This window comes from Streptomyces sp. NPDC019890 (genome assembly GCF_044903445.1).
Lineage (GTDB): Bacteria > Actinomycetota > Actinomycetes > Streptomycetales > Streptomycetaceae > Streptomyces.
Map to the genome: position 1 here is coordinate 353,696 of NZ_JBJDQK010000006.1, position 24,265 is coordinate 377,960.

The window sequence follows — 24,265 nt, forward strand, 5'->3', positions numbered from 1 at the left end:
AGGAGAACCAGAACATGACCACGTACGACTATGTCGTCGTCGGGGGTGGCACCGCCGGATCCGTCATCGCTTCCCGGCTCACCGAGAACCCGGACGTCACCGTCGCCGTCATCGAGGGCGGACCGAGCGACGTCGGCCGGGACGACGTGCTCACCCTGCGGCGCTGGATGGGGCTGCTCGGCGGCGAGCTCGACTACGACTACCCCACCACCGAGCAGCCGCGCGGCAACTCCCACATCCGGCACAGCCGCGCCCGCGTGCTCGGCGGCTGTTCCTCCCACAACACCCTCATCGCCTTCCGGCCGCTGCCGTCCGACTGGGACGAGTGGGCGGCGGCGGGTGCCGAGGGCTGGGATGCCGAAGCCATGGACCCGTACTTCGACCGGCTGCTCAACAACATCGTGCCGGTCGACGAGGCGGACCGTAACGCCATCGCCCGCGACTTCGTCGACGCGGCCCGGGCCGCGCTCGCCGTCCCGCGCGTCGAGGGCTTCAACCAGAAGCCCTTCCACGAGGGCGTCGGCTTCTTCGACCTCGCGTACCACCCGGAGAACAACAAGCGTTCCTCCGCCTCGGTCGCGTATCTCCACCCCTTCCTGGACCGGCCGAACCTCCATATCGCGCTGGAGACCTGGGCGTACCGGCTGGAGCTCGACGGCACTCGGGCCGGCGGCGTGCATGTGCGTACGAAGGACGGCGAGGAGCGGTTCGTCCGGGCCCGGCGCGAAGTCCTCGTCTGCGCGGGCGCGGTGGACACACCGCGGCTGCTGCTGCACTCCGGCATCGGGCCGCGCGCCGACCTGGAGGCGCTCGGGATCCCCGTCGTACACGATCTGCCGGGCGTCGGCGAGAACCTGCTCGACCACCCGGAGTCGGTGATCGTCTGGGAGACGCACGGGCCGATCCCCGAGAACTCGGCGATGGACAGCGACGCCGGTCTGTTCGTACAGCGCGATCCGGACGCCCAGGGGCCGGACCTGATGTTCCACTTCTACCAGGTTCCGTTCACCGACAACCCTGAGCGACTGGGGTACGAGCGGCCCGCGCACGGGGTGTCGATGACGCCGAACATCCCCAAGCCGCGCAGCCGCGGCAGGCTGTATCTGACCAGCGCGGATCCACAGGTCAAGCCTGCGCTGGACTTCCGTTACTTCACGGACGAGGACGACTACGACGGCCGCACGCTCGTCGACGGGATCAAGCTCGCCCGCGAGATCGCGAAGGCCGAGCCGCTGGCGGGCTGGCTGAAGCGGGAGGTCTGCCCGGGGCCGGAGATCACCTCGGACGAGGCGATCAGCGAGTACGCGCGCAAGGTCGCGCACACCGTGTACCACCCCGCCGGTACCTGCCGGATGGGGTCGTCGGCGGATGAACTCTCCGTCGTTTCACCGGACCTGAGGATCCACGGCCTCGACGGCATCCGCATCGCCGACGCGTCCGTCTTCCCGACCATGCCTGCCGTGAACCCGATGATCGGGGTCCTGATGGTGGGAGAAAAGTGCGCGGAGCTGCTTGCAGCGGCGCCCGAGGAAAGGGGCAGCGCCCTATGACCGACATCAGCACCGGACCCGAGACCGGTACCGCCTTGAGGAAGGACGGGGATCAGCCGCCCGTCTTCTCCGTACGCGAGCTGTGGAAGGTCTTCGGCCCGAAGGCCGACCGCATCCCCGGCAACGCCGAACTCGGCGCGCTCGCCCCGGCCGAGCTGCGCGAGCGCACCGGCTGCACCGCCGCCGTACGCGATGTGTCCTTCGACGTCCGCAAGGGCGAGGTCTTCGTCGTCATGGGCCTGTCCGGCTCCGGCAAGTCGACGCTCGTACGCTGTCTGACCCGGCTGATCGAGCCGACGTCCGGGGCGATCGTCATCGACGGCGAGGACGTGCTCTCCATGGACGCGGCACGGCTGCGCGAACTGCGCCGCCACCGTGCGTCGATGGTGTTCCAGCACTTCGGCCTGCTGCCGCACCGCTCGGTGCTCGACAATGTCGCGTACGGACTCGAGATCCAGGGCATGGGCAAGGCCGCCCGCCGGTCCCGGGCGGCGGAGGTCGTCGCCAAGGTCGGCCTGGAGGGTCTTGAGCACCGGCGGCCCGGCCAGCTGTCCGGCGGTCAGCAGCAGCGCGTCGGGCTGGCCCGCGCGCTCGCCGTCGACCCCGAAGTGCTGCTCTTCGACGAGCCGTTCAGCGCGCTCGACCCGCTGATCCGCCGCGATATGCAGGAGGAGGTCATCCGGCTGCACCGCGAGGAGGGCCGCACGATGATCTTCATCACCCACGACCTCAGCGAGGCGCTGAAGCTGGGCGACCGTATCGCGCTGATGCGGGACGGCCGGATTGTGCAGCTGGGCACTCCGGAGGAGATCGTGGGCTCGCCCGCGGACGACTACGTACGGGACTTCGTCCGCGATGTGCCGCGCGAGCAGGTGATGACGGTGCGTACGGCGATGCGCCCGGCGGCCGCGGACGAGGCGGAGTCGGGGCCGGCGATCGCCCCCGACGCGACGGTCTTCGAGGCGATCGAGGCGGTCGCCCGCAGCGGCCGGACGGTACGCGTGCTGGAGAACGGCAACTGCCTGGGAGTGGTGGACCACGCGGGTCTGCTGGACGTGGTGGCCGGCCTCGACCGCGGCGCCCATACGGACAAGGCGGTCGTCGCATGACAGCCGTCGTCACCGCCCTCGCCAAGGAAACGCCCGCACTGCGCAACGTCCTGAAGAATCGGGTGCAGCGCAAGCTGCTCGTGCTCGCAGTCGGGGCGCTGGTCCTCATACCCCTCGGCATCGCCCTGTGGGGCAGCGGCAGTTGGCCCTCCGGGCTGACCGTCGACATCTCCCGCCCCCTCGACGACGCCAACCAGTGGGTCATCGACAACCGTGACACCCACCCCCTCTTCCTCTACTTCCTGCTGCACTTCTCCAACACCGCCACCGACGCGGTCGACGTCGTCTACCGGTTCCTGGACGCCATGGGCTGGCCGGGCGTCTTCGTCGCCGGTGTGCTGTTCGCCTGGCGTGGCGCCGGGCTCGGGCGTCGTGGGATCAAGGTCGCGGCCACCGCGTTCGGGACGTTCGCCGCCTGCGGGCTGCTCGGGATGTGGGACGCCACGCTGCTGACCATCGCGCTGATGGTCGTGTCGGTCGCCGTCGCCGCGCTGCTCGGCGTGCTGATCGGGCTCGCGGCCGGTCTCTCCGACCGCGTCGACCGGGCGCTGCGGCCGGTCCTCGACACCATGCAGGTGCTGCCCGCCTTCGCGTATCTGCTGCCGTTCGTGCTGGTCTTCGGCACCGGCACGCCCGCCGCGCTGTTCTGCACGGTCATCTACGCGGCCCCGCCCATGGCCCGCCTCACCGCGCTGGGGCTGCGCGGCGCCGACCCCGCCGTGCTGGAGGCCTCCGCCTCGCTCGGCGCGAGCGCATGGCAGCGGCTGCGGACCGCGCGGCTGCCGCTCGCGCGCAAGCAGATGCTCCTCGGCCTCAACCAGACGATCATGATGGCGCTCTCGATGGTCGTCATCGCGGCCCTCGTCGGAGCCGGCGGCCTCGGCGAAGAGGTCTACTCGGCGCTCTCCACGGTCGACGTCGGCAAGGCGCTCGCCGCGGGCATCCCGATCGTGCTGATCGCGGTCTGGCTGGACCGTACGACGGCTGCGGCCGGCGACCGCATCGGCGAGAGCGCACCGGGCGGCGGGCTGCTGCACGGCCGCCCGGCCTGGGCGCTCACCGTCGGGGGCGTGGTGGCCGCATCGCTGGCGGGCCTGGTCGTCGGCAAGGCGTGGCCCGAGGCGTGGACGTACGACATCTCCACGCCCGTCAACAAGGCCCAGAACTGGATCACCGAGAACCTCGCGTCCGGCGTCCCGGTATTCGGCGGCACCGAAGTCTGGTCCGAGCACTTCACGCTCTGGATCCTCAACCCCCTGCGCGATGCGCTGATCTGGCTGCCGTGGTGGTCGCTCCTGCTGCTCGTCGCGGCCCTGGCCTGGCTGGTCGGCACCTGGGCGACCGCGCTGACCGCGACGCTCTCGATGGGCGCGATCGGTGTGCTCGGGGTGTGGGGCAAGTCCCTCGACACACTGTCACAGGTCCTCGCGGCGCTGGTCCTCACGCTCGCGCTCGGCGTGCTCGCGGGCATCTTCTGCGCGCGTGCCGGGCGGATCGAACGCTGGCTGCGGCCGGTGCTGGACGCCATGCAGACCATGCCGCAGTTCGTCTATCTCATCCCGGTGGTCGCGCTGTTCGGCGTCACCCGGGCCTCGGCGATCATCGCGGCCGTCGTCTACGCGCTGCCCGCGGTCGTACGCATCACCACCCAGGGCCTGCGCGAGGTCGACCCGGCCGCGCTGGAGGCCTCCCGCTCGCTGGGTGCGTCGACCCGCCAGCAACTCCTCCAGGTCCAGCTCCCACTGGCCCGCCCGGCGCTGCAGCTCGCCGTCAACCAGGGCGTGGTCCTGGTGCTGGCCGTGGTCGTCGTCGGCGGCCTGGTCGGCGGCGGGGCGCTGGGCTACGACGTCGTGAAGGGCCTGTCCCGGGGCGAGATGGGCCTCGGGATGACGGCCGGAGTCGCGATCGTCTGCCTCGGTCTCGTACTGGACCGGATCACCCAGCCCGGCTCCCGCAAGCAGTCCCACTGACCCCTTTTAACCCAATTTATCAGGAGCACCATGCGCATCCTCCGTATCTCCACTGCTGTCGTCAGCGCCCTCGGCGTCCTCACCCTCAGCGCGTGCGGCGCTGCCGAGACCGGCAAGAAGGACGACGTCGGCGGCAAGAAGTCCGTGACGCTGACCGTGCCTTCCTGGGTAGGCGCGCAGGCCAACACGGCCGTCGCCGGCTACATCCTGAAGAAGGAGCTCGGCTACAAGGTCAAGACCCAGCAGATGGGTGAGGTCCTTGCCTGGGACGCGCTCTCCAAGGGCGACATCGACGCGATCATGGAGGACTGGGGTCACCCCAAGGAGGAGAAGCAGTACGTCACGACGAAGAAGACCGTCGTCAAGGGCGGCGACCTCGGGGTGACCGGGCACATCGGCTGGTACGTGCCGAAGTACTACGCGGAGAAGAACCCCGACGTCACGGACTACAAGAACCTCGACAAGTACGTGAAGGATCTGAAGACCGCGGAGAGCGGTGACAAGGGCCAGATCCTGGAGGGCTCCCCGGACTACGTCACCAACGACGACGCGCTCATCAAGAATCTGAAGCTGGACCTGAAGACCAACTACTCGGGCTCCGAGGCCGCGCAGATCACGGCGATCAAGAAGTACGCGAAGGAGAAGAAGCCGTTCCTGACGTACTGGTGGACGCCGCAGTGGCTGAACGAGCAGGTCGAGATGGTCGAGGTCAAGCTGCCGGAGTACAAGGCGGGTTGTGACGCGGACCCGAAGAAGATCGCCTGCGCGTACCCGAACACGCCGCTGCAGAAGTACTTCAACGCGGACTTCGCGAAGAACGGCGGCGAGGCGGCTCAGTTCCTGAAGAACTTCAAGTGGACGACCGAGCAGCAGAACGAGGTCGCCCTGATGATCGCGGGCGAGAAGATGTCGCCGGAGGCGGCGGCGGAGAAGTGGGTCAAGGCGAACGAGGCGACGTGGAAGGCGTGGCTCCCGAAGAATTGACGATCCTCGCCCTTGTGAAGGGGTGCGATTCCTTTCGGTTGTCCGCAGGGAATCGCCCCCTTCAGTGAGGGCGATTCCTCTCGGTCACCCCGGAGGGAGGACCACATCGGCCGACGGTCGGCCCGCGCCTTTGCCGGCGCCAGCACGACAGGTGCGTGACCACGGTCCTCAGCCCCGAGGCCTGAAGTGGTTTCCGGCCACCTCCCCATCGACCGCGGCGACGCAGCGGAAGACGCGCAGGCCGTCTGCGAATTCGGTCTGGGTGGGCGGAAGGACGTCGGCCGACCACGGGCGACCCTGTGCCTGCACCGTCCTGGACTTGGTCATCACATCGGTCGAGCAGAGCTTGAGAACATCGGGATGCTTGCTCAGGTCCCGGTAATTGTTTGTCATGCCGTCCTTGGGCAGCGGAGCGATGGCGAAGGTCTCCCAAACATGGCTCGCCTTGCAGTCCGCGCGGCTGATGGACACGATCCCCGTGATGACCACCATGCCGGACCAGCACTCGGCGGTCGTGGTGCACCGGCCGCCCACGCCCTCGACGGCCGCCGCCGGACAGTTCTTCGTGGTGGTCGGCACCACGAAGCCGCTCGCACCGGCGGTGGCAGAGGCCGACGCGGAGGGACCGGAGGACGCGTCGTCGGACGCCGACTGGTTCTGGTTCACCACCACGGTGACCGAGATGCTCACGGAAACCGCTACTGCCGCCAGTATGGCGATCAGCCGTGGGCGCCGGCCGCGTCGGCCCCGGCTGTCCGGCTCCGGGGCGGCGGGGGTCGTCCGTCCGCTGCCGCCCGGAGGGTGGAGCGTCGGCGGTATGTGCTGGGCGGTCGGCGCGGGAACGGCGTCCCGAGGGGCGGCCGTCGGTGCGTACGACGGAACGTACGACGGTGGTGTGTCCCTGGGCATCGGGACGGTCGTGGCGGGCGCATGGGCAGAGGCGTTCAGGTCGACAGCGGCGAGAGCGTCCCGCAGTGCTCCGGCGGTCGGCAGCCGGTCGGCCGGGTCAGGGGCCATGGCGTGTCTGAGGACCTCGGTCAGGGCAGTCGGCACACCGGGCAGGTCGGGGACGGGCCAGGTGTGCCGCACGATGAGCTCCGCGAGACTGAGCTCACCGTCGTCGGGGTAGTGCGGCGGGCGGCCCCGCAGCAGGGCATAGACGGTCGCGGCGAGCGAGTACACATCCCCGGCCGGGGCGGGTTCGGCCATCCGGAACGCCTCGGGCGGTGCGTACGCCGGAGTCAGTGCCTCCCTGGTCACGGACAGTTCGTGGCCCGGCCGCGGTATCGCGGCCAGCCCGAAGTCGGCGAGGGCGACGCCGCCGTACTGGTTGACCATGATGTTGCCCGGTTTGATGTCGCGGTGCAGCACCCCGGTGGCGTGCGCGGCCGCAAGCGCGTCGGCGATGCTCACCCCGATGTCGCGGGCCTCCGTCGACGGCAGCGGGCCGTGCCGGCGCAGCCGGTCGGCCAGCGAACCGCCGGGGCACAGCTCCAGCACCATGTGAGGGCGGCCGTCGGAGAGAACTCCGGCGTCGTACACCGCGACCACATGCGGATGACCCGACAACTGCCCGGCGGCGGTGACCTCGCGCAGGAACCGCTGCTGGTCCCGGGGCGAGGACAACACCCGGCTGTCCACCTTGAGTGCGACCTCCCGGCCCACGGCCAGCTGGCGCGCCCGGTACACCGTGGCGAATCCGCCCTGGCCGAGGATCTCTACGATCTCGTAGCCGGGCAGTTCCATATGTTCGGCCCGCATCGTTCCGCATCCCCCAGCGCCAACCCCGGGCCGGAACGTCCGGGCGGGGATGGGCGATGACTGTAGCCCGAGCCGCCGGAGGCGGTGCGGGGGCCCCGGCCGAAGGACCGTCCTCGACCCCTCGACCGGGAGGCCGACCTAGTTTCCGCGCAGGGCTTCGGCGACTTTCAGTGCCGCCGCCACGGCTCTTTGCTGCAGGAAGGGCCCGAAGGTGATCCGCGTCGCGCCCAGCCGCCCCAGTTCGGCGACGGACGGGCTCCCCGGGAACGGCGCGACGTTGATCGGGCCCTCGATCTCCGCGCGCAGCAGCGGCAGTTGCTCCGGCGGTACGGCGAAGGGGTAGACGCAGTCCGCCCCCGCCGCCACATACAGCCGCGCCCTGGAGATCGCCTCCGCCGGGTCGGCCACGTGGCGCAGGAACGAGTCGACCCGGGCGTTGATGAACAGCCCGTCGCCCGCCTCCGCGCGGACCTCGGCGAGCCAGTCGGCGTGCCGCTGCGGGTCTTTGAGGGACTTGGTCCCGGCGTCGGAGTCCTCCAGGTTGCAGCCGACCGCACCCGTGTCGAGGAGCCGCGCGACCAGTTCCTTGGGCGGCAGGCCGTAGCCGCCCTCGATGTCCGCCGAGACGGGGACGTCCACCACCCGGGTGATACGGGCGACCGCCGCGAACATCTCGTCCGCGGGCGTCTTCCCGTCCTCGTACCCGAGCGACGCCGAGACCCCCGCGCTCGGCGTTGCAAGGGCCGGGAAGCCCGCGTCCGCGAAGACGCGGGCGCTGGCGGCGTCCCACGGGCCGGGCAGGACCAGGGGATCGCCGGGTACGCGGTCGTGGTGGAGGGAACGGAAAGTCTCAACGCTCATGACGCTCTCCCGATCTGGTCAGTGCCCGTACTGGCCGGGCGTGTAGTGACCGGGAACCATGCGCGTGCTCACCGCGAAGCGGTTCCAGGCGTTGATGACCGTGATCGTCGAGATCAGCTGGGTGAGCTCCGCCTCGTCGAAGTGCTTGGCCGCCTTTTCGTACGCCTTGTCCGGCACAAATCCGTCGGTCAGTTCGGTGACCGCCTCCGTCAGCCCGATCGCCGCGATCTCCTTCGCCGTGTAGAAGTGCTGAGACTCCTCCCAGGCGCTGAGCTGGATGATCCGCTCGACCGACTCGCCGGCCGCGAGTGCGTCCTTGGTGTGCATGTCGAGGCAGAACGCGCAGTGGTTGATCTGCGAGGCGCGGATCTTGACCAGTTCGACGAGGACCGGGTCGAGGCCCTGCCGGGCGGCCACGTCCAGTTTGACCATGGCCTTGTAGACCTCGGGCGCGAGCGTGGCCCAGGGCAGCCGGGGCGTGTGCTCGGGCACGTAGGAAGGCTTCTCGTCGGTCGTCCTGCCGGTCGTCTCGTCCGTCGTCATGCGTACGAATCTATTGCCGGTGTGGCGCAGGAGTATGGTCCACCTGTATGACCGATTCCTGGGCCACTTTCCGTGCCGACCTGCATCTGGAACTGCGCGGTTCCGGGCTGCGTACGGGGCTGATGGACGCCCTGCGGGAGGCCGTTCGCACCGGGCGGCTCGCCCCCGGCATACGGCTGCCGTCCTCGCGCTCGCTCGCCGCCGACCTCGGGATCGCCCGCAATACGGTCGCCGACGCATATGCCGAGCTGGTCGCCGAGGGGTGGCTGACCGCGCAGCAGGGCTCGGGGACGCGGGTCGCCCGCCGCGCCGCGGCGCGCAGGCCCGCGGCGGGGGCGGCCAGGGCGCGGCCGGCTCGCCGGGGTCCGCAGTACAACCTGCGGGCCGGGCACCCCGACCTCGCCGCCTTCCCGCGCGCCGAGTGGCTGAAAGCGGCCCGCCGGGCGCTGACCGCCGCGCCCCACGAGGCATTCGGATACGGCGATCCGCGCGGGCGCGTCGAGCTGCGCACCGTGCTCGCCGACTATCTGGCGCGGGCGCGCGGCGTGTACGCGGACCCCGAGCGGATCGTGATCTGCTCCGGCTTCGTACACGGGTTGAGGCTGATGGGGAAGGTGCTGCGGGGGCGACGGGTGCGGGAGGTGGCCGTCGAGTCGTACGGGCTCGACGAGCACTGGAATCTGCTGGCCGAGGCGGGGCTGCGGACGCCCGCGCTGCCGTTCGACGAACTGGGCTCCCACACGGGCGAGTTGGGCGATCTGCGCGGGGTCGGGGCGGTACTGCTGACGCCGGCGCACCAGTTCCCGGTCGGCGTCGCCCTGCACCCCGACCGGCGGGCGGCCGCCGTCGACTGGGCGCGGGGGAGCGGCGGGGTGATCCTGGAGGACGACTACGACGGGGAGTTCCGTTACGACCGCCAGCCGGTGGGCGCGCTCCAGGGGCTCGACCCGGACCGGGTCGTCTATCTGGGCACGGCGAGCAAGTCGCTGGCGCCGGGGCTGCGGCTCGCCTGGATGGTCCTGCCGGAGGAGCTGGTGGAGCCGGCGCTCGCGGCGAAGGGGTCCTCGGACTGGGTGTCGAGCGCGCTGGATCAGCTGACGCTCGCGGAGTTCATCGCGTCGGGCGCGTACGACCGTCATGTACGGGGAATGCGGCTGCGCTACCGCAGAAGGCGCGACCAACTGGTGGCGGCACTGGCGGAGCGCGCACCGGACATCCGGGTCAGCGGGATCGCGGCGGGGCTGCACGCGGTGCTCGAACTTCCGTCGGGCACCGAGCACGCCGTGGTCCAGGCGGCCGCATGGCATGGCCTGGCCGTGGAGGGCGTCTCCCGCTACCGGCACAAGGAGGCGCCGCGGGCGCGGGACGCACTGGTGGTGGGGTACGGGACGCCGCCGGACAGCGCCTGGTCGGGGGCACTGGACGCACTGTGCCGGGCACTGCCGTAACTGGGGGCTTGCCCCCGGTTCGGGAAGCGGCGGGTAGGGGAACCGCCCCGCTCAGGCCGCCGCCGCACCCTCGCCCACCTCCGACGCCGCCGCCGGCGGCTCGCCGAACCGCGCCAGCGTCAGTGCCCCCGCCACCGCCACCACGAAGCCCGCCACGGCCAGCCATGCCAAGCCCTCCCGCGTACGGTCGCCCAGCCACACCACTCCCACCAGCGCCGGGCCGATCGTCTCGCCGATCACCATGCCCGCTGTGGCCGTTGTCACCGAGCCGCGCTGCAGGGCCGAGGTGAGCAGCAGGAACGCCGCGGCTCCGCCGAGCAGCAGCGCATACAGTGCCGGATTGCCCAGCACGCCCGGCAGAGCCACCGAGTCGATCAGCCGGACCGAGACCTCGACGACGCCGAAGCCGAAGCCCGCGCCCAGGCCGAGCACCAGGGCGCGCGGCTTGTCGGGGAGGCGGCCCGCGGCCGCGCCGACGAGGAGTACGGCGAAGGCGATGCAGAGCATGGACCAGCGCAGCGCGGACGATCCGGCCTTGTCGCCCTCTTCACCGGAGGAGAGGCCCAGCATCGCCAGGCCCGCGCAGACCACCGCGACGGCGCCCCACTCGATGCCGCTCAGCCGGACATGGAGCAGGCGGGCGGCGACCACGGCGGTGACCGCGAGGCTGGCGGCGAGCGCCGCGCCGACCGCATAGATGGGGATGGATCGCAGGGCGACGATCTGCAGGACGAAACCGAGGCCGTCCAGGGCGAGTCCGGCGATATAGCGCCACTGGCGCAGCGCGCGCAGCAGCAGCGCCGCGTCGACGCCGGAGCCGGTGCCCGGCTGCGTGGCGCGGGCGGCGACGGCCTGGAGAACGGAGGCCGTGCCGTAGCAGACCGCTGAACCGAGCGCGCAGATCATCCCAATGAGCACAAAGCGACTCTAGATGAGGACGGTTGGCGGACCGGGCCGACAGCCGCGCGGGGCGGCCCTCTAGTCTGTCCGGCGATCCACTGGCTTGATTCGAACGGGGGCAACCGGCTGATGGCACGACGCAGGCTGAGGTCGAGCACGGTGGTGCTCGGCGGTATGGGGGTGCTCGCGGCGACGCTGACGGCGTGCAGCTCGGAGCCCGACGAGCGCTGTGTCGATCCGGTGACCTACGAAGTGCTGCCGGACTACAAGTGCGACGGCGACGGCGACGCCGACAGCGACGGATACAACAGCTCCGGCAGGTACTACTACGGCGGCAGGGTGAGCGGTGGCCGGGCCGAGGGCGGCAGCTTCGACAGGACCGCCGTCGACAGCGGCGGTTTCGGCCACTCCAGCTCCGGCGGCGGCTGAGTACGGGGCACCCGGAGCATGAAGCGTCACACCATCGAGCCCCGCCCCGGCTGGCAGCAGATCGTCGAGGAGCAGGGCCTCATCTACCCGCTCACCCGCTACCCGGACGGCTCCCTGCGCCCGTACTGGGACGAGAGCGCGTACTACGAGTTCTCGCTGCCCGAGGTCGAGGCGCTGGAAGAGGTCGTCGAGGAACTGCACGCCATGTGCCTGGCCGCGGCCGCGCACATGGTCGAGCAGGATCGTTTCGCCGACCTCGGCATCACCGACCCGAGGCTCGCCTCGCTGATCGCCGAGTCCTGGCGGCGCAGGGCCGAACTTCCCTCCGTCTACGGGAGGTTCGATCTCCGCTACGACGGGACCGGCCCGGCCAAGATGCTGGAGTACAACGCCGACACCCCCACTTCCCTGGTGGAGGCCGCCAGTCCGCAGTGGTTCTGGATGGAGGACCGTTTCCCCGGAGCCGACCAGTGGAACTCCCTCCACGAACGCCTCGTCGAGGCCTGGAAGCGGCAGGCCCCGCTGCTGCCGCCGGGGCCGCTGCACTTCGTCCACTCCGACGGGGACGAGTTGGGCGAGGACCTGATGACCGTCGCGTATCTGCGCGAGACGGCCGAGCAGGCGGGGCTCGCCACCGAGGCACTCTCCGTCGAAAGGATCGGCTGGGACCGGCTGTCCGGGCGGTTCGTCGACGACCGGCTGCGCTTCCTCCGCAGTTGCTTCAAGCTCTATCCGTGGGAATGGCTGGTCACCGACCGCTTCGGACCGCATGTCCTCGCCACCCTGGACAACGGTGGCGGCACCGGCACCACCTGCTGGATCGAGCCCGCCTGGAAGATGCTGCTCTCCAACAAGGCGCTGCTGGCGATCCTCTGGGAGCTGAACCCGGGACACCCCAATCTGCTCCCCGCCTACCTCGACGGCCCGCGCGAACTCGCCGCCGAGCGGGGCTATGTCGCCAAGCCGCTGCTCGGCCGCGAGGGCGCGGGCGTCACGATCCATGAGCCGGGCGATGCTCCCGTGGTCCGCGAAGAGGCCTGCTGCTACCAGGAGCTGGCCCCGCTGCCCGACTTCGAGGGCAACCGCGTGGTGCTCGGCGCATGGGTCGTCGAGGGCGAGGCGGCGGGACTCGGCATCCGGGAATCGGCGGGGCCGGTCACGGACGAGTACGCCCGCTTCCTGCCCCACGTCATCCTCTGACCTGCCGGGCCGGCCCGAACCGGACCGGTGAGCGGCGGGCTACGCGTCCAGGACCGCCCTGAGCTGGTCCAGGCCCCAGTCCAGGTCCTCCTTGCTGATCACCAGCGGCGGGGCGATCCGGATCGTGGAACCGTGGGTGTCCTTCACCAGGACCCTGCGGTCCATCAGCTTCTCGGAGATCTCCCGGCCCGTGCCGTGGCTCGGCACGATGTCGACGCCCGCCCACAGCCCGCGGCCGCGCACCGCCTCCACCGCGCCGCCGCCCGTCAACAGGCCCAGCTCGTGGTGGAGATGCTCGCCCAGCTCGGTGGCGCGCTGCTGGAACTCGCCGGTGCGCAGCATCGCGATCACCTCGAGGGCCACCGCGCAGGCGAGCGGATTGCCGCCGAAGGTCGAGCCGTGCTCACCGGGGCGGTAGACGCCGAGCACCTCACTGGAGGAGACGACCGCCGACACCGGGACGACACCGCCGCCCAGCGCCTTGCCCAGCACATACATGTCCGGCACGACACCCTCGTGCTCGCAGGCGAAGGTACGGCCGGTACGCCCGAGGCCCGACTGGATCTCGTCCGCGATGAAGAGCACGTTCCGCTCCCGGGTCAGCTGCCTCACCCGCGGCAGATACCCGGCCGGCGGCACCAACACCCCGGCCTCACCCTGGATCGGCTCCAGCAGCACCGCCACGGTGTTCGCGCTCATCGCCGCCTCGAGGGCGGTCAGGTCCCCGTACGGAACGATCTCGAAGCCCGGTGTGTACGGACCGAAGTCCGCGCGCGCCTCATGGTCCGTCGAGAAGCTGATGATGGTGGTCGTGCGGCCGTGGAAGTTGTTGGCGGCGACGATGATCTTCGCCTGGTTGGGCGGGACGCCCTTGACCTTGTAGCCCCATTTCCGGGCGGTCTTCACGGCGGTCTCCACCGCCTCCGCCCCGGTGTTCATCGGCAGCACCATCTCCATGTCGCACAACTCGGCGAGCTGTGTACAGAAGTCGGCGAACCGGTCGTGGTGGAACGCGCGGGAGGTGAGCGTGACTCTCTCCAGCTGTGCCTTTGCGGCGTCGATCAGCCGGCGGTTTCCGTGGCCGAAGTTGAGCGCCGAGTACCCGGCGAGCATGTCGAGGTAGCGGCGCCCCTCGACATCGGTCATCCACGCGCCGTCCGCCGAGGCGACGACAACGGGAAGCGGGTGGTAGTTGTGCGCACTGTGCGCCTCCGCAGAGGCAATGGCACTCTCCGATGCAGACACGGGATCTCCGTTCACGTAGAGACAAGGCATCCGGCGTGGGGCGGGGTGGTGCCCCTGTTTCTATCGTCGCTCGCATGGTGGACGAAGAAACCTTGCTTCAGGGCGTGGCCGCTAGGCTGGACAGTACGCACGGCGACTGGCGTACGGGGAAGTAACCCCGAGGGAACCGCGCGCGGAAGATCACACGAGGTGCCGCCCGCCTGGGCACCCCGGGACTTGTCCCGTGGTGCTGCCCGTCCCCTGCCCGGCCTGCCCGGCAAGGGCCCGAGCCGCATCCCGGGACCACGACCGAGCAGACGGATCGCCCCCGGAGGACACCATGACTCTTCCCCTGCCCCACCCGGCACTCTCCGCCGCCGACCCCGAACTGGCGGCCCTGATCGGCGACGAGGAGCGGCTTCAGGCCGACACCCTGCGCCTGATCCCCAGCGAGAACTACGTCTCCAGGGCCGTCCTGGAAGCCTCCGGCACCGTCCTGCAGAACAAGTACAGCGAGGGGTACCCGGGCCGCCGCTACTACGAGGGCCAGCAGAACATCGACAAGGTCGAGCTGCTCGCCATCGCCCGCGCCAAGCAGCTCTTCGGCGTCGAGCACGCCAATGTCCAGCCCTACTCCGGCTCCCCGGCCAACCTCGCCGTCTATCTCGCCTTCGCCGAGCCCGGCGACACCGTGATGGGCATGGCCCTGCCGATGGGCGGCCACCTCACCCACGGCTGGGGCGTATCGGCCACCGGCAAGTGGTTCCGCGGCGTCCAGTACGGCGTACGCCAGGACACCGGCCTGATCGACTTCGACGAGGTGCGCGAGCTCGCCCTCAAGGAACGCCCGAAGCTCATCTTCTGTGGCGGCACCGCGCTGCCCCGCACCATCGACTTCGCGGCCTTCGGGGAGATCGCCCAGGAGTCCGGCGCCATCCTGGTCGCCGATGTCGCGCACATCGCCGGCCTGATCGCCGGGGGTGCCCACCCCTCGCCGGTCCCGTACGCGGACGTGATCTCCACGACCACCCACAAGACCCTGCGTGGGCCGCGTGGCGCGATGCTGATGTCCCGCGAGGAGCACGCCAAGGCCATCGACAAGGCGGTCTTCCCCGGCCTCCAGGGCGGCCCGCACAACCAGACCACGGCCGCGATCGCGGTCGCCCTCAACGAGGCGGCTCAGCCCTCCTTCCGCACGTACGCCGAGTCGGTCGTCGCCAACGCCAAGGCACTCGCCGAAGAACTGCTCGCCCGCGGCTTCGAACTCGTCTCCGGCGGCACCGACAACCATCTGATCCTGATGGACCTCACCCCCAAGAACGTCCCCGGCAAGGTGGCGGCGAAGGCGCTCGACCGGGCCGGGATCGTCGTCAACTACAACACCGTGCCGTACGACCCGAGGAAGCCCTTCGACCCCTCCGGTGTCCGCATCGGAACCCCCTCTCTCACCTCGCGCGGTCTCGGTACCCAGCACATGGCCGCCGTTGCCGAGTGGATCGACCGCGGTGTGGCCGCGGCCGGCTCGGGTGACGAGGACGCGCTGGGGGAGATCCGGTCCGAGGTCGCGGAGCTGATGTCCGCGTATCCGGCGCCCGGGTTGACCACGTAATGCTGTGACGGGGTCCGGCCGGCGGGTCCTCAACCTCCCCCAGGACTTCGTCCGGGGGACCCCCGGACGGGCTTGAAATGCCCGGTCAGCCCCGTCCTGAGCCCTCCGGGCGGTACGGGCACCCCCGTGTCCGTACCGCCCGGCGCCCGGCCCAGCCGTCCAGCGGGCGGCGGACCGCCGGGGGGACTGTGTTCCTCGTCTCATTGAGGCGCGCACCAGTGCCGCATACGCCTCCGGTTGTCCGGCGCGCACCCGCGCGATCACCGCAGCCTCTTCCTCGACGATGCGGCCCCCCTCCGGACCGGCTCCAGGGTCCCCTCCCGCGTCCTCACACCTTTCCTACACCGGCGGCCGGAGATCGGTTCCGCACCTGAGAGAATGTTGTGCATGGCCTCAGACCGACCCCGCGCGCTCTCCGGTATCCAGCCCACCGCAGGCTCGTTCCACCTCGGGAACTACCTCGGAGCGATCCGCCAGTACGTGGCGCTGCAAGAGACCCACGACGCGTTCTACATGGTCGTGGACCTGCACGCGATCACCGTGCCGCAGGACCCGGCCGAGCTGCGTGCCAACACCCGTCTGGCGGCCGCCCAGCTGCTCGCCGCCGGTCTCGACCCCGAGCGCTGCACGCTTTTCATCCAGAGCCATGTCCCCGAGCACGCCCAGCTCGGCTGGATCATGAACTGCCTCACCGGCTTCGGCGAGGCCTCCCGGATGACGCAGTTCAAGGACAAGTCCGCCAAGCAGGGCGCGGACCGGGCCACGGTCGGCCTGTTCACCTACCCGATCCTGCAGGTCGCGGACATCCTGCTGTACCAGGCCAACGCCGTCCCGGTCGGCGAGGACCAGCGCCAGCACATCGAGCTCACCCGTGACCTCGCCGAGCGCTTCAACGCCCGCTTCGGCGACACCTTCACCGTCCCGGCGCCGCACATCGTCAAGGAGGTCGCGAAGATCTACGACCTTCAGGACCCGTCGATCAAGATGAGCAAGTCGGCGTCCACGCCCAAGGGCCTGATCAACCTGCTCGACGAGCCCAAGGCGACCGCCAAGAAGGTCAAGAGCGCGGTCACCGACACCGACACCGTCATCCGGTTCGACCCGGTGAACAAGCCGGGCGTCTCCAACCTGCTGACCATCCACTCCACCCTCACCGGCAAGACCGTCGCCGAGCTGGAGGCGGAGTACGAGGGCAAGATGTACGGAGCGCTCAAGACGGACCTCGCCGACATCATGGTGGAATTCGTCACTCCGTTCCGCTCCCGTACCCAGGAATATCTGGACGACCCCGAGACGCTGGACTCGATCCTGGCCAAGGGCGCGGAGAAGGCCCGCGCGGTCGCGGCCGAGACCCTGGCCGCCGCTTACGACAAGGTGGGGTTCCTGCCCGCGAAGCACTGAGAGCGTTCCGATTCCGTACCGAGTGATCACCGAATCGGCACTGTGTCCAAGGCCTCTGGCCACACACGCCGTGCAGCCGCCACACTGGCGGCTGCACACCTACCCGCAGACGACTGAGGAGAACGACGTGGGGACCGTAACGCTCGGCGTTTCGATCGCGGTCCCGGAGCCCTACGGCAGCCTGCTCCAGGAGCGGCGCGCGGGCTTCGGGGATCCCGCCGCGCACGGCATTCCGACCCACGTCACACTCCTGCCGCCGACCGAGGTCGACGCCGAGGCCCTGCCCGCGATCGAGGCGCATCTCGCCAGGGTCGCGGCGACCGGCCGGCCCTTCCCGATGCGGCTCAGCGGCACCGGAACATTCCGCCCCCTCTCGCCCGTCGTGTTCGTCCAGGTCGTCGAGGGCGCGGCCGCCTGCACCTGGCTGCAGAAGCGGGTGCGGGACGCCTCCGGGCCGCTGGTGCGTGAGCTGCAGTTCTCGTACCACCCGCACGTGACGGTGGCGCACGGCATCGCCGAGGAGGCGATGGACCGTGCGTACGAGGCGCTGTCCGAGTACGAGGCGTCCTGGACCTGCGCCTCCTTCGCGCTGTACGAGCAGGGCCCGGACGGCGTGTGGCGCAAGCTCCACGAGTACGCCTTCGGGGGCGGCATCGTGGCCGTGCCCGCCCAGGGCTCCCCGGTGGACGAGCCCGCAGCCACCCCCTGACCCCGGGCCCGCTCCCTACCTCGGTCCGCCGCCAAGAGGTCGTCGTCACAGCGGCAGTCTGCGGAACAGCGGTCGCGGCACATGCCGCAGCGCCGACATCACCAGCCGCAGTGCCCCCGGCACCCACACCGTCTCCGATCTGCGTCGCAGCCCGAGCTCGACGGCCGCGGCGACGGCCCCGGGAGTGGTGGCCAGCGGCGCCTGAGGCAGCCCCGCCGTCATCTTCGTACGGACGAATCCGGGGCGTACGACCATGACGTGCACGCCCGTCCCGTGCATCGCGTCCCCCAGCCCCTGGGCGAAGGCGTCCAGGCCCGCCTTGCTGGAGCCGTAGATGAAGTTCGCGCGGCGGGCGCGCTCGCCCGCCACCGAGGAGAGCACCACCAGCGAGCCGTGCCCCTGGTTCTGCAGGGCCGCCGCGCACACCAGTGAGGCCGAGACCGCCCCCGTGTAGTTGATCTGCGCGACCCGGACGGCGGCCGGCGGGTCGGCCTCGTCGTTCGCCTGGTCGCCGAGGACGCCGAAGGCCAGCAGCACCATGTCGATGTCGCCCTCGGCGAAGATCTTCCCCAGCACCTCTTCGTGCGCGGCGCAGTCCAGGGCGTCGAAGGCGACCGTGCGGACGTCGGCCCCGAGGGTACGGAGCCCGCTCGCCGCGTCTTCGAGGGAGGGGGCGTGGTGGCCGGCCAGCCACACCGTGCGGGTGCGGCGGGCGATGAGCCGCCGGGCGACGGCCAGGCCGATCTCCGACGTACCGCCGAGGACCAGGAGGGACTGCGGGGAGCCGAAGGCGTTCTTCACGGGTGGTGCTCCTTAGAGGGAGAGACGGCGGGAGAGGTCGGAGGTGAAGACTCCGCGGGGGTCGAGAGCGGCCCGCAGGGCACGGAATTCCGGCAGTCGTGGATACATCCCGGCGAGCAGTTCCGGACGCAGCCTGGAGTCCTTCGCCAGATAGACCCGGCCGCCCGCCGCGGCGACCTCCTCGTCCAGCTCGTCCAGGAACGCGCCGAGTCCGGGCAGCCGGGCCGGGATGTCCAGCGCGAGCGTCCAGCCGGGCAGGGGGAACGACAGCCAGCCGGGGTCGCCGGCGCCGAAGCGCTTGAGGACCGCGAGGAACGAAGGGCACCGGCGCTGCGAGATCCGGCGCACGATCCCTCGCAGGGCGTCCTCCTGTCCGTACCCGACGACGAACTGGTACTGGACGAAGCCGCCGCGGCCGTAGATCCGGTTCCAGTGCGGGAGGCCGTCCAGCGGGTGGAAGAAGGCGGCCAACGTCTGCAGCTCGCCGGTGCGTGAGCGGGGCGCCCTGCGGTACCAGAACTCGTTGAAGAGCCCCACGGTGGCGCGTCCGAGCAGAACGTCCGGTACGAGTCCGGGGGCGGGCGGCAGCGTCCGGGGGCGGAAGGTGAGCGGTGCGCGCCGGGCGCGCGGAGGCAGGGCTTCCAGCGGGGCGTGCTCGCCGCGGCTGAGGACGGAGCGCCCCAGCGCACGCCCGCGCGCGAGGAGGTCGATCCATGCGACCGAGTACCGGTGGCGGTGGTCGCTCGCGGTGAGTCTGGCCATCAAGTCGTCCAGGTCGGCGGTCCGTTCGGTGTCCACGGACATCAGGGACGTCTCCACGGGGTGCAGCTGGACGGTCGCCGAGAGGATCAGGCCGGTCAGGCCCATGCCACCCGTCGTCGCGTCGAAGAGGTCGGTGCCGGGCAGGACCGTCCGTACGCAGCCGTCCGCCGTCAGCAGTTCCAGCGAGCGCACATGGCGCGAGAAGGAGCCGCAGACATGGTGGTTCTTGCCGTGGATGTCGGCGCCGACGGCGCCGCCGACCGTGACATGGCGGGTCCCGGGTGTCACCGGTACGAACCAGCCGAGCGGCAGCAGCACTTCCATCAGCCGGTGCAGGCTCACGCCCGCGTCGCACACGACGACGCCCGCTTCGGCGTCGATGGTGCGGATGCGGTCGAGGGAGGTCATGTCGAGGACGGCTCCGCCCGCGTTCTGCGCCGCGTCTCCGTACGCCCGTCCGAGCCCGCGCGCGATGCCGCCGCGCGCCCCCCAGCCCCGCACTGCATCGACGGCTTCCGCAGGTGTACGGGGACACAGCAGCCGGGCGGTCGTCGGGGCCGTCCGACCCCAGCCGGTGAGGGACACCAACTCGGTGCCGGTGCCGGTGCCGGTGCCGGTGCCGGCAGCGGCACGTGTGTCGGTGGTGCGGGTCTCGGCAACCATGTCCGAGACGTTATAGCCGCCTATGCCCGCATTTGGCGGTACCTCGCAGGACTCGCCGAAATGGGTGATTAAACGAGTGTCATCAAAGATGGACGTGAAAGTCCGCCGATCGCCGAGAAGAGTCGCCCCTGGCTCATGAGAGCTCATGAGAAGGGGTGGCAGATGAGATACGCGGACTGCGCGGCCGCCGAGCGGCGGCTGCTGGCGGCGCTGCGTGACTGCGGACGGCAGCCTCGGATCGCCGCTGCCGCCCGCGCGCTCTCCGCCACCGGCGAGCACGGCGCGCTCTGGCTCGCCGCCGGACTCCTGGGCGCGGCGGCCGACCGCGAGCGGCGCGGGGCCTGGCTGCGGGCCACCGCCCTGGTCGGCGCGGCGCATCTGGCCAGCATCGGCATCAAGGCAGCCGTACGCCGCCCCCGCCCCCAACTGCCCGTCGGCGGGCCTCTCGTCCGTACCGTGGGCCGCCATTCCTTCCCCAGCTCACACGCCACATCGGCGGCCGCTGCCGCCGTGGCCTTCGGCGCGCTGCGCCCGGCCGGACGCCGGCTGGCGCCGCCGCTGGCCGCCGCGATGTGCGTGTCACGGCTCGTCGTCGGCGTCCACTATCCGACGGACATCGCGGCGGGCGCCGCACTCGGCGGGCTCGCGGTCCGTCTCGGCGCCCGCTGGATGACGGGTCCGCGCGTGGGCTCCGCGCCGGAAGGCGCGCCTCAGGGGCCGCCGGGGCCGGCTGTCCGGGGGCGGCATGGCTGAGCGCGGCAGCGCGCTGCTGAAGCGGTCCGAACGGCCCCGGCGGCCCCCACGGCCCGCGCCGCGCCGGGTCGTCGGCCTGCCCCTCGGCCTGCTCAGAACCGCGCGCCCGCGCCAGTGGATCAAGAACGCCCTCGTCATGGCCGCCCCCGCCGCAGCCGGAGACCTGGGCTCCAGGCGCACCGCCTCTCAACTGGCCCTCGTCTTCGTCCTGTTCACCGCGGCAGCCGCGGCGGTCTACCTCGTCAACGACGCCCGCGACTGCGAAGCCGACCGCGCCCACCCCGTCAAGCGCAGACGTCCCGTCGCCGCCGGGGACGTGCCCGTGGCCGTCGCGTACACGATGGGCGCCCTGCTCGCAGCCGTCGCGATCACCGGAGCGGCGGCCCTGTGCAACGCCATGACGGGCGCCCTGCTCACCGCCTATCTGTCGATGCAACTCGCGTACTGCCTCTGGCTCAAGCATGTGCTCGTCGTCGATCTGGCCGTCGTGACCACCGGATTCCTCATGCGCGCGATGACCGGCGGGGTCGCGCTCGCCATCCCGCTGTCCCGGTGGTTCCTGATCACCACGGGTTTCGGCGCGCTGTTCATCGTGGCGGCCAAGCGATACTCGGAAGCCGTGCAGATGGAGGGCAGCAAGGGCGCGACCCGGGCGCTGCTCAACGAGTACACGACCGGCTATCTGCGCTTCGTCTGGCAGCTCGCGGCCGGTGTCGCCGTGCTCGCGTACTGCCTGTGGGCCCTGGAGAGCGGCGGGGTGGCCGCCCAGGCCCTGCTGCCCTGGCGGCAGCTGTCGATCATCCCGTTCATCCTGGCGGTGCTGCGCTACGCGGTCTTCGCGGACCGCGGCACGGCCGGCGCGCCCGAGGATGTGGTGCTGCACGACCGGGCGCTCGCCGTCGTCGGACTGGTCTGGGCCGCGATGTACGGACTGGCGGTCGCCGACCTGTGAAGCCCGTCGGATGGTCCGAGCTGGGCTCTTTCGCGCTGGTCGGAGGCTGTGCGTACGCCGCCGACCTGGCCGTTTTCGTATGGCTGCGCGGCCCGCTCGGCTGGGAGCCGCTGACCGCGAAGGCCCTCTCCTTCCTCGCCGGGAGCACCGTCGCGTACCTCGGCAACGCCTTGGGGACCTACCGGTGCAGAAGGATGGGTCTTCGTGAGTGCGCCGTCTTCTTCGCCGTCAATCTCGCGGGCGCGCTGGTGCAACTGCTCTGTCTGGTTGTCTCGCACCACGGCCTCGGACTCACCTCGGGGCGCGCGGACACCGTGTCCGGGCTCGGCGTCGGCATGTTCCTCGCCACCTGCCTGCGATTCTGGGGAACCCGGACACTGGTATTCGGCGCGGAGGGTACGCGTACGACATGGACTGGCTGATCAAACTCCCCGTCGTCGGACCGCTGGTCGCACGGCTGATGCAGACCCATGCCTGGCGCTCGTACGAGACGCTCGACCGGGTGCACTGGACGCGGCTCGCCGCCGCGATCACCTTCATCAGCTTTCTCGCGCTCTTCCCGCTGATCACGGTGGCCGCGGCGATCGGCGCCGCGCTGCTCGACCAGGAGCAGCTGGCCAAGCTCGAGGACAGGATCACCGAGCAGGTGCCGGGCATCTCCGACCAGCTCGACATCAACTCCCTGGTCGCCAACGCCGGCACGATCGGAGTCGTCGCGGGCGCGCTGCTGCTCCTCACCGGCATCGGCTGGGTCGGTTCGCTCAGGGACTGCCTGCGGGCGGTCTGGGAGCTGGACGACGAGGACGAGGGCAATCCCGTCCTGCGCAAGCTCAAGGACGGGGGCGTACTGCTCGGACTCGGCGCGACGGCGCTCACCTCGATCGCGGCGTCGACGCTCGCGTCCACCGCCGTGGGCTGGAGTGCCGACCGGCTCGGTATCGACAAGGGCGGAGCCAGCGGCGTACTGCTGCAGGGCGTGGCCATCGCGATCGCCGTCGTCGCCGACTTCCTGGTGCTGCTGTATCTGCTGACGCTGCTGCCGGGCGTGCACCCGCCGCGCCGCCGCCTGATGGTGGCCACGCTGATGGGAGCCGTCGGCTTCGAACTGCTCAAACTGCTGCTCAGCGGCTATATCCAGGGTGTCGCCGGGAAGAGTATGTACGGGGCGTTCGGCGTCCCGGTCGCCCTGCTGCTGTGGATCAACTTCAGCGCGAAGCTGCTGCTGTTCTGCGCCGCGTGGACGGCGACGCAGAGCAAGCAGACGACGGACGGGACTTCCCCGGCACGTCCTGGCGGCGGCCCTGCAGGACCTAGCGGCGGCGCAGTGGCCAGCGCCGGTTGACCAGGAAGACCCCGGCCGCCAGCACCACCAGCACCCCGGCGATGATGCCGAGCGCGGTACCGATGCCGCCTGAGCTGTGCTTGGCGGCGGCGGTCTTGGCCGGAGCGCCCTTGCCCGCGGGCTGTGCGCCGCCCGACTCGGGGAGGGTCGCGGACTTCGGCGGGACCAGCTCACCGACCGGCTTGACCTTGCCGGCCGCCGCGAAGCCCCAGTCGAGCAGTCGGGCCGCTTCCTGGTAGACGGCCTGGCTCTCGCCGGAGTCCGGGTTCATGACGGTGACGAGCAGCACCTTGCCGTTCCGCTCGGCGACACCGGTGAAGGTCGCGCCCGCGTGCGTCGTGTTGCCGTTCTTGACGCCGGCGATGCCCTTGTAAGGAGTGACGCCGTCGTCGCCGGTGAGCAGCCGGTTGGTGTTCTGGATCTCGAAGTAGTCGCGCTTGCTGCCCGGCACCTTCTCGCCGGGGAACATGGCGCGGGGCGTCGAGCAGTACTCGCGGAAGTCCTTCTTCTGCATGCCGCTGCGGGCGATGAGGGTGAGGTCGTACGCGGAGGAGACCTGGCCGTCGGCGTCATAGCCGTCGGGCGAGACGACATGGGTGTCGAGCGCCTGCAGCTCGTCGGCGTGCGCCTGCATGTCCTCGACGGTCTTGGGGACGCCGCCGTTCATCGCGGCCAGCACATGCACGGCGTCGTTGCCGGAGCGCAGGAACACTCCGAGCCACAGATCGTGGACGGAGTAGGTGTGGTCCTCCTTGACCCCGACCAGGCTGCTGCCTTCGCCGACGTCCGCGAGCTCGGCGTCGGTGACCTTGTGGATCTCGGTCTTGGGCAGCCGGGGCAGCACGGTGTCCGCGAACAGCATCTTGAGGGTGGAGGCCGGGGGCAGCCGCCAGTGGGCGTTGTTCGAGGCGAGCACGTCGCCGCTCTCCGCGTCCGCGACGATCCAGGACCGGCCGCTCAGCTCGGCGGGCAGTACGGGCGCACCGGGGCCGAGGCTGACCTGGGGGCCGGCCATGCCGAGCTGGGTGCCGCCGACGGTGGACATGGAGGCCGGCGGGTTGGGCTGCTGCTTCCTTCCTGGCTTGTCGTCATGGGTGTCCGCGGTCGCAGGTGCGACGGTGAGTGCGGGCAGCAACACGGCGGCGGCGACCGTCAACGCGGTCTTCTTCGAAGCAGACACGGACGAGAACGTACATGGCCAAGCAGAAAATATGCTCATCAGCTCGGTGACCCGCCGGGAGCGACGCCGGGACAGCCCACCCCGGAGGACCCGGTCGGAGGACGGCCGCGATAC

General features: G+C 70.7%; 22 protein-coding genes and 1 riboswitch. Of the genes, 14 read left to right on the forward strand and 8 right to left on the reverse strand.

What is annotated here, in order from left to right; genetic code table 11:
* Positions 1 to 14 precede the first annotated feature (14 nt).
* From ACI2LP_RS19245 to ACI2LP_RS19260, 4 genes are read left to right on the forward strand one after another with little or no spacing between them, the layout of a single operon-like run.
* Entirely contained in the window at positions 15 to 1,550 is a 1,536-nt protein-coding gene (locus ACI2LP_RS19245; RefSeq protein ID WP_404725676.1) for a GMC family oxidoreductase, read from the forward strand.
* Positions 1,547 to 2,659 (forward strand): glycine betaine/L-proline ABC transporter ATP-binding protein, encoded by a 1,113-nt coding sequence (locus ACI2LP_RS19250; protein ID WP_404725677.1) that lies wholly within the window; start codon positions 1,547 to 1,549, stop codon positions 2,657 to 2,659. The genes ACI2LP_RS19245 and ACI2LP_RS19250 overlap by 4 nt, the downstream gene beginning before the upstream one ends.
* Positions 2,656 to 4,629: an ABC transporter permease subunit gene (locus ACI2LP_RS19255; protein ID WP_404725678.1), complete on the forward strand. Its 1,974-nt coding sequence runs from the start codon at positions 2,656 to 2,658 to the stop codon at positions 4,627 to 4,629. The genes ACI2LP_RS19250 and ACI2LP_RS19255 overlap by 4 nt, the downstream gene beginning before the upstream one ends.
* Positions 4,630 to 4,659: 30 nt before the next feature.
* Positions 4,660 to 5,613, forward strand: a complete 954-nt coding sequence (locus tag ACI2LP_RS19260; RefSeq protein ID WP_404725679.1) for a glycine betaine ABC transporter substrate-binding protein — start codon at positions 4,660 to 4,662, stop codon at positions 5,611 to 5,613.
* Between the two features lie 168 nt (positions 5,614 to 5,781).
* On the opposite strand, the gene ACI2LP_RS19265 is transcribed toward ACI2LP_RS19260, so the two are convergent.
* The 3 genes from ACI2LP_RS19265 to ACI2LP_RS19275 form a co-directional block, all read right to left on the reverse strand.
* Positions 5,782 to 7,374 (reverse strand): protein kinase, encoded by a 1,593-nt coding sequence (locus ACI2LP_RS19265; RefSeq protein ID WP_404725680.1) that lies wholly within the window; start codon positions 7,372 to 7,374, stop codon positions 5,782 to 5,784.
* Between the two features lie 138 nt (positions 7,375 to 7,512).
* Positions 7,513 to 8,235 (reverse strand): isocitrate lyase/phosphoenolpyruvate mutase family protein, encoded by a 723-nt coding sequence (locus ACI2LP_RS19270; protein WP_404725681.1) that lies wholly within the window; start codon positions 8,233 to 8,235, stop codon positions 7,513 to 7,515.
* An 18-nt stretch (positions 8,236 to 8,253) separates the two neighbouring features.
* Positions 8,254 to 8,778: a carboxymuconolactone decarboxylase family protein gene (locus ACI2LP_RS19275; RefSeq protein ID WP_404725682.1), complete on the reverse strand. Its 525-nt coding sequence runs from the start codon at positions 8,776 to 8,778 to the stop codon at positions 8,254 to 8,256.
* A gap of 47 nt (positions 8,779 to 8,825) precedes the next feature.
* Between ACI2LP_RS19275 and ACI2LP_RS19280 the strand changes: the two genes are divergently transcribed.
* Entirely contained in the window at positions 8,826 to 10,226 is a 1,401-nt protein-coding gene (locus ACI2LP_RS19280) for a PLP-dependent aminotransferase family protein (RefSeq protein WP_404725683.1), read from the forward strand.
* Between the two features lie 51 nt (positions 10,227 to 10,277).
* On the opposite strand, the gene ACI2LP_RS19285 is transcribed toward ACI2LP_RS19280, so the two are convergent.
* Positions 10,278 to 11,132, reverse strand: a complete 855-nt coding sequence (locus ACI2LP_RS19285; RefSeq protein WP_404725812.1) for a hypothetical protein — start codon at positions 11,130 to 11,132, stop codon at positions 10,278 to 10,280.
* Between the two features lie 123 nt (positions 11,133 to 11,255).
* On the opposite strand from ACI2LP_RS19285, the gene ACI2LP_RS19290 reads away from it, so the two are divergent.
* Positions 11,256 to 11,555, forward strand: a complete 300-nt coding sequence (locus tag ACI2LP_RS19290) for a hypothetical protein (protein ID WP_360871742.1) — start codon at positions 11,256 to 11,258, stop codon at positions 11,553 to 11,555.
* Between the two features lie 18 nt (positions 11,556 to 11,573).
* Positions 11,574 to 12,755: a glutathionylspermidine synthase family protein gene (locus ACI2LP_RS19295; protein ID WP_404725684.1), complete on the forward strand. Its 1,182-nt coding sequence runs from the start codon at positions 11,574 to 11,576 to the stop codon at positions 12,753 to 12,755.
* 39 nt (positions 12,756 to 12,794) lie between these two features.
* On the opposite strand, the gene rocD is transcribed toward ACI2LP_RS19295, so the two are convergent.
* Positions 12,795 to 14,000, reverse strand: a complete 1,206-nt coding sequence (rocD, locus tag ACI2LP_RS19300) for an ornithine--oxo-acid transaminase (RefSeq protein WP_404725685.1) — start codon at positions 13,998 to 14,000, stop codon at positions 12,795 to 12,797.
* Positions 14,001 to 14,122: 122 nt separating this feature from the next.
* Positions 14,123 to 14,213, forward strand: a riboswitch (ZMP/ZTP riboswitch).
* Positions 14,214 to 14,319: 106 nt separating this feature from the next.
* On the opposite strand from rocD, the gene glyA reads away from it, so the two are divergent.
* The 3 genes from glyA to ACI2LP_RS19315 all read left to right on the forward strand — a co-directional run bounded on the left by glyA (position 14,320) and on the right by ACI2LP_RS19315 (position 17,698).
* Positions 14,320 to 15,588 carry a serine hydroxymethyltransferase gene (glyA, locus tag ACI2LP_RS19305; RefSeq protein ID WP_404725686.1) on the forward strand — a complete coding sequence of 423 codons (1,269 nt, stop codon included), beginning with the start codon at positions 14,320 to 14,322 and terminating at the stop codon, positions 15,586 to 15,588.
* A 387-nt stretch (positions 15,589 to 15,975) separates the two neighbouring features.
* The gene (trpS, locus tag ACI2LP_RS19310; protein ID WP_404725687.1) at positions 15,976 to 16,989 is read left to right on the forward strand and encodes a tryptophan--tRNA ligase; all 1,014 of its coding nucleotides are present in this window, start codon (positions 15,976 to 15,978) and stop codon (positions 16,987 to 16,989) included.
* A gap of 127 nt (positions 16,990 to 17,116) precedes the next feature.
* The gene (locus ACI2LP_RS19315; protein WP_404725688.1) at positions 17,117 to 17,698 is read left to right on the forward strand and encodes a 2'-5' RNA ligase family protein; all 582 of its coding nucleotides are present in this window, start codon (positions 17,117 to 17,119) and stop codon (positions 17,696 to 17,698) included.
* Positions 17,699 to 17,743: 45 nt separating this feature from the next.
* On the opposite strand, the gene ACI2LP_RS19320 is transcribed toward ACI2LP_RS19315, so the two are convergent.
* Positions 17,744 to 18,499, reverse strand: coding sequence for a decaprenylphospho-beta-D-erythro-pentofuranosid-2-ulose 2-reductase (locus ACI2LP_RS19320; RefSeq protein WP_404725689.1), 756 nt, complete (start codon positions 18,497 to 18,499; stop codon positions 17,744 to 17,746).
* A 12-nt stretch (positions 18,500 to 18,511) separates the two neighbouring features.
* Complete coding sequence (locus ACI2LP_RS19325) at positions 18,512 to 19,924, reverse strand: FAD-binding protein (RefSeq protein WP_404725690.1); 1,413 nt, start codon at positions 19,922 to 19,924, stop codon at positions 18,512 to 18,514.
* Positions 19,925 to 20,086: 162 nt separating this feature from the next.
* Here ACI2LP_RS19325 and ACI2LP_RS19330 point away from each other — a divergent pair, with 162 nt between their 5' ends.
* Genes ACI2LP_RS19330 through ACI2LP_RS19345 form a run of 4 tightly spaced genes read left to right on the forward strand, consistent with a single transcriptional unit; the run spans position 20,087 to position 22,971 of the window.
* Positions 20,087 to 20,677, forward strand: coding sequence for a phosphatase PAP2 family protein (locus ACI2LP_RS19330; protein WP_404725691.1), 591 nt, complete (start codon positions 20,087 to 20,089; stop codon positions 20,675 to 20,677).
* Positions 20,670 to 21,629 carry a decaprenyl-phosphate phosphoribosyltransferase gene (locus tag ACI2LP_RS19335; RefSeq protein WP_404725692.1) on the forward strand — a complete coding sequence of 320 codons (960 nt, stop codon included), beginning with the start codon at positions 20,670 to 20,672 and terminating at the stop codon, positions 21,627 to 21,629. Before ACI2LP_RS19330 ends, ACI2LP_RS19335 begins: the two co-directional genes overlap by 8 nt.
* The gene (locus tag ACI2LP_RS19340; RefSeq protein ID WP_404725693.1) at positions 21,626 to 22,051 is read left to right on the forward strand and encodes a GtrA family protein; all 426 of its coding nucleotides are present in this window, start codon (positions 21,626 to 21,628) and stop codon (positions 22,049 to 22,051) included. The genes ACI2LP_RS19335 and ACI2LP_RS19340 overlap by 4 nt, the downstream gene beginning before the upstream one ends.
* Positions 22,039 to 22,971 carry a YihY/virulence factor BrkB family protein gene (locus tag ACI2LP_RS19345; RefSeq protein WP_404725694.1) on the forward strand — a complete coding sequence of 311 codons (933 nt, stop codon included), beginning with the start codon at positions 22,039 to 22,041 and terminating at the stop codon, positions 22,969 to 22,971. The genes ACI2LP_RS19340 and ACI2LP_RS19345 overlap by 13 nt, the downstream gene beginning before the upstream one ends.
* On the opposite strand, the gene ACI2LP_RS19350 is transcribed toward ACI2LP_RS19345, so the two are convergent.
* The gene (locus tag ACI2LP_RS19350) at positions 22,940 to 24,151 is read right to left on the reverse strand and encodes a D-alanyl-D-alanine carboxypeptidase family protein (protein ID WP_404725695.1); all 1,212 of its coding nucleotides are present in this window, start codon (positions 24,149 to 24,151) and stop codon (positions 22,940 to 22,942) included. The genes ACI2LP_RS19345 and ACI2LP_RS19350 overlap by 32 nt on opposite strands.
* Positions 24,152 to 24,265: the final 114 nt, after the last annotated feature.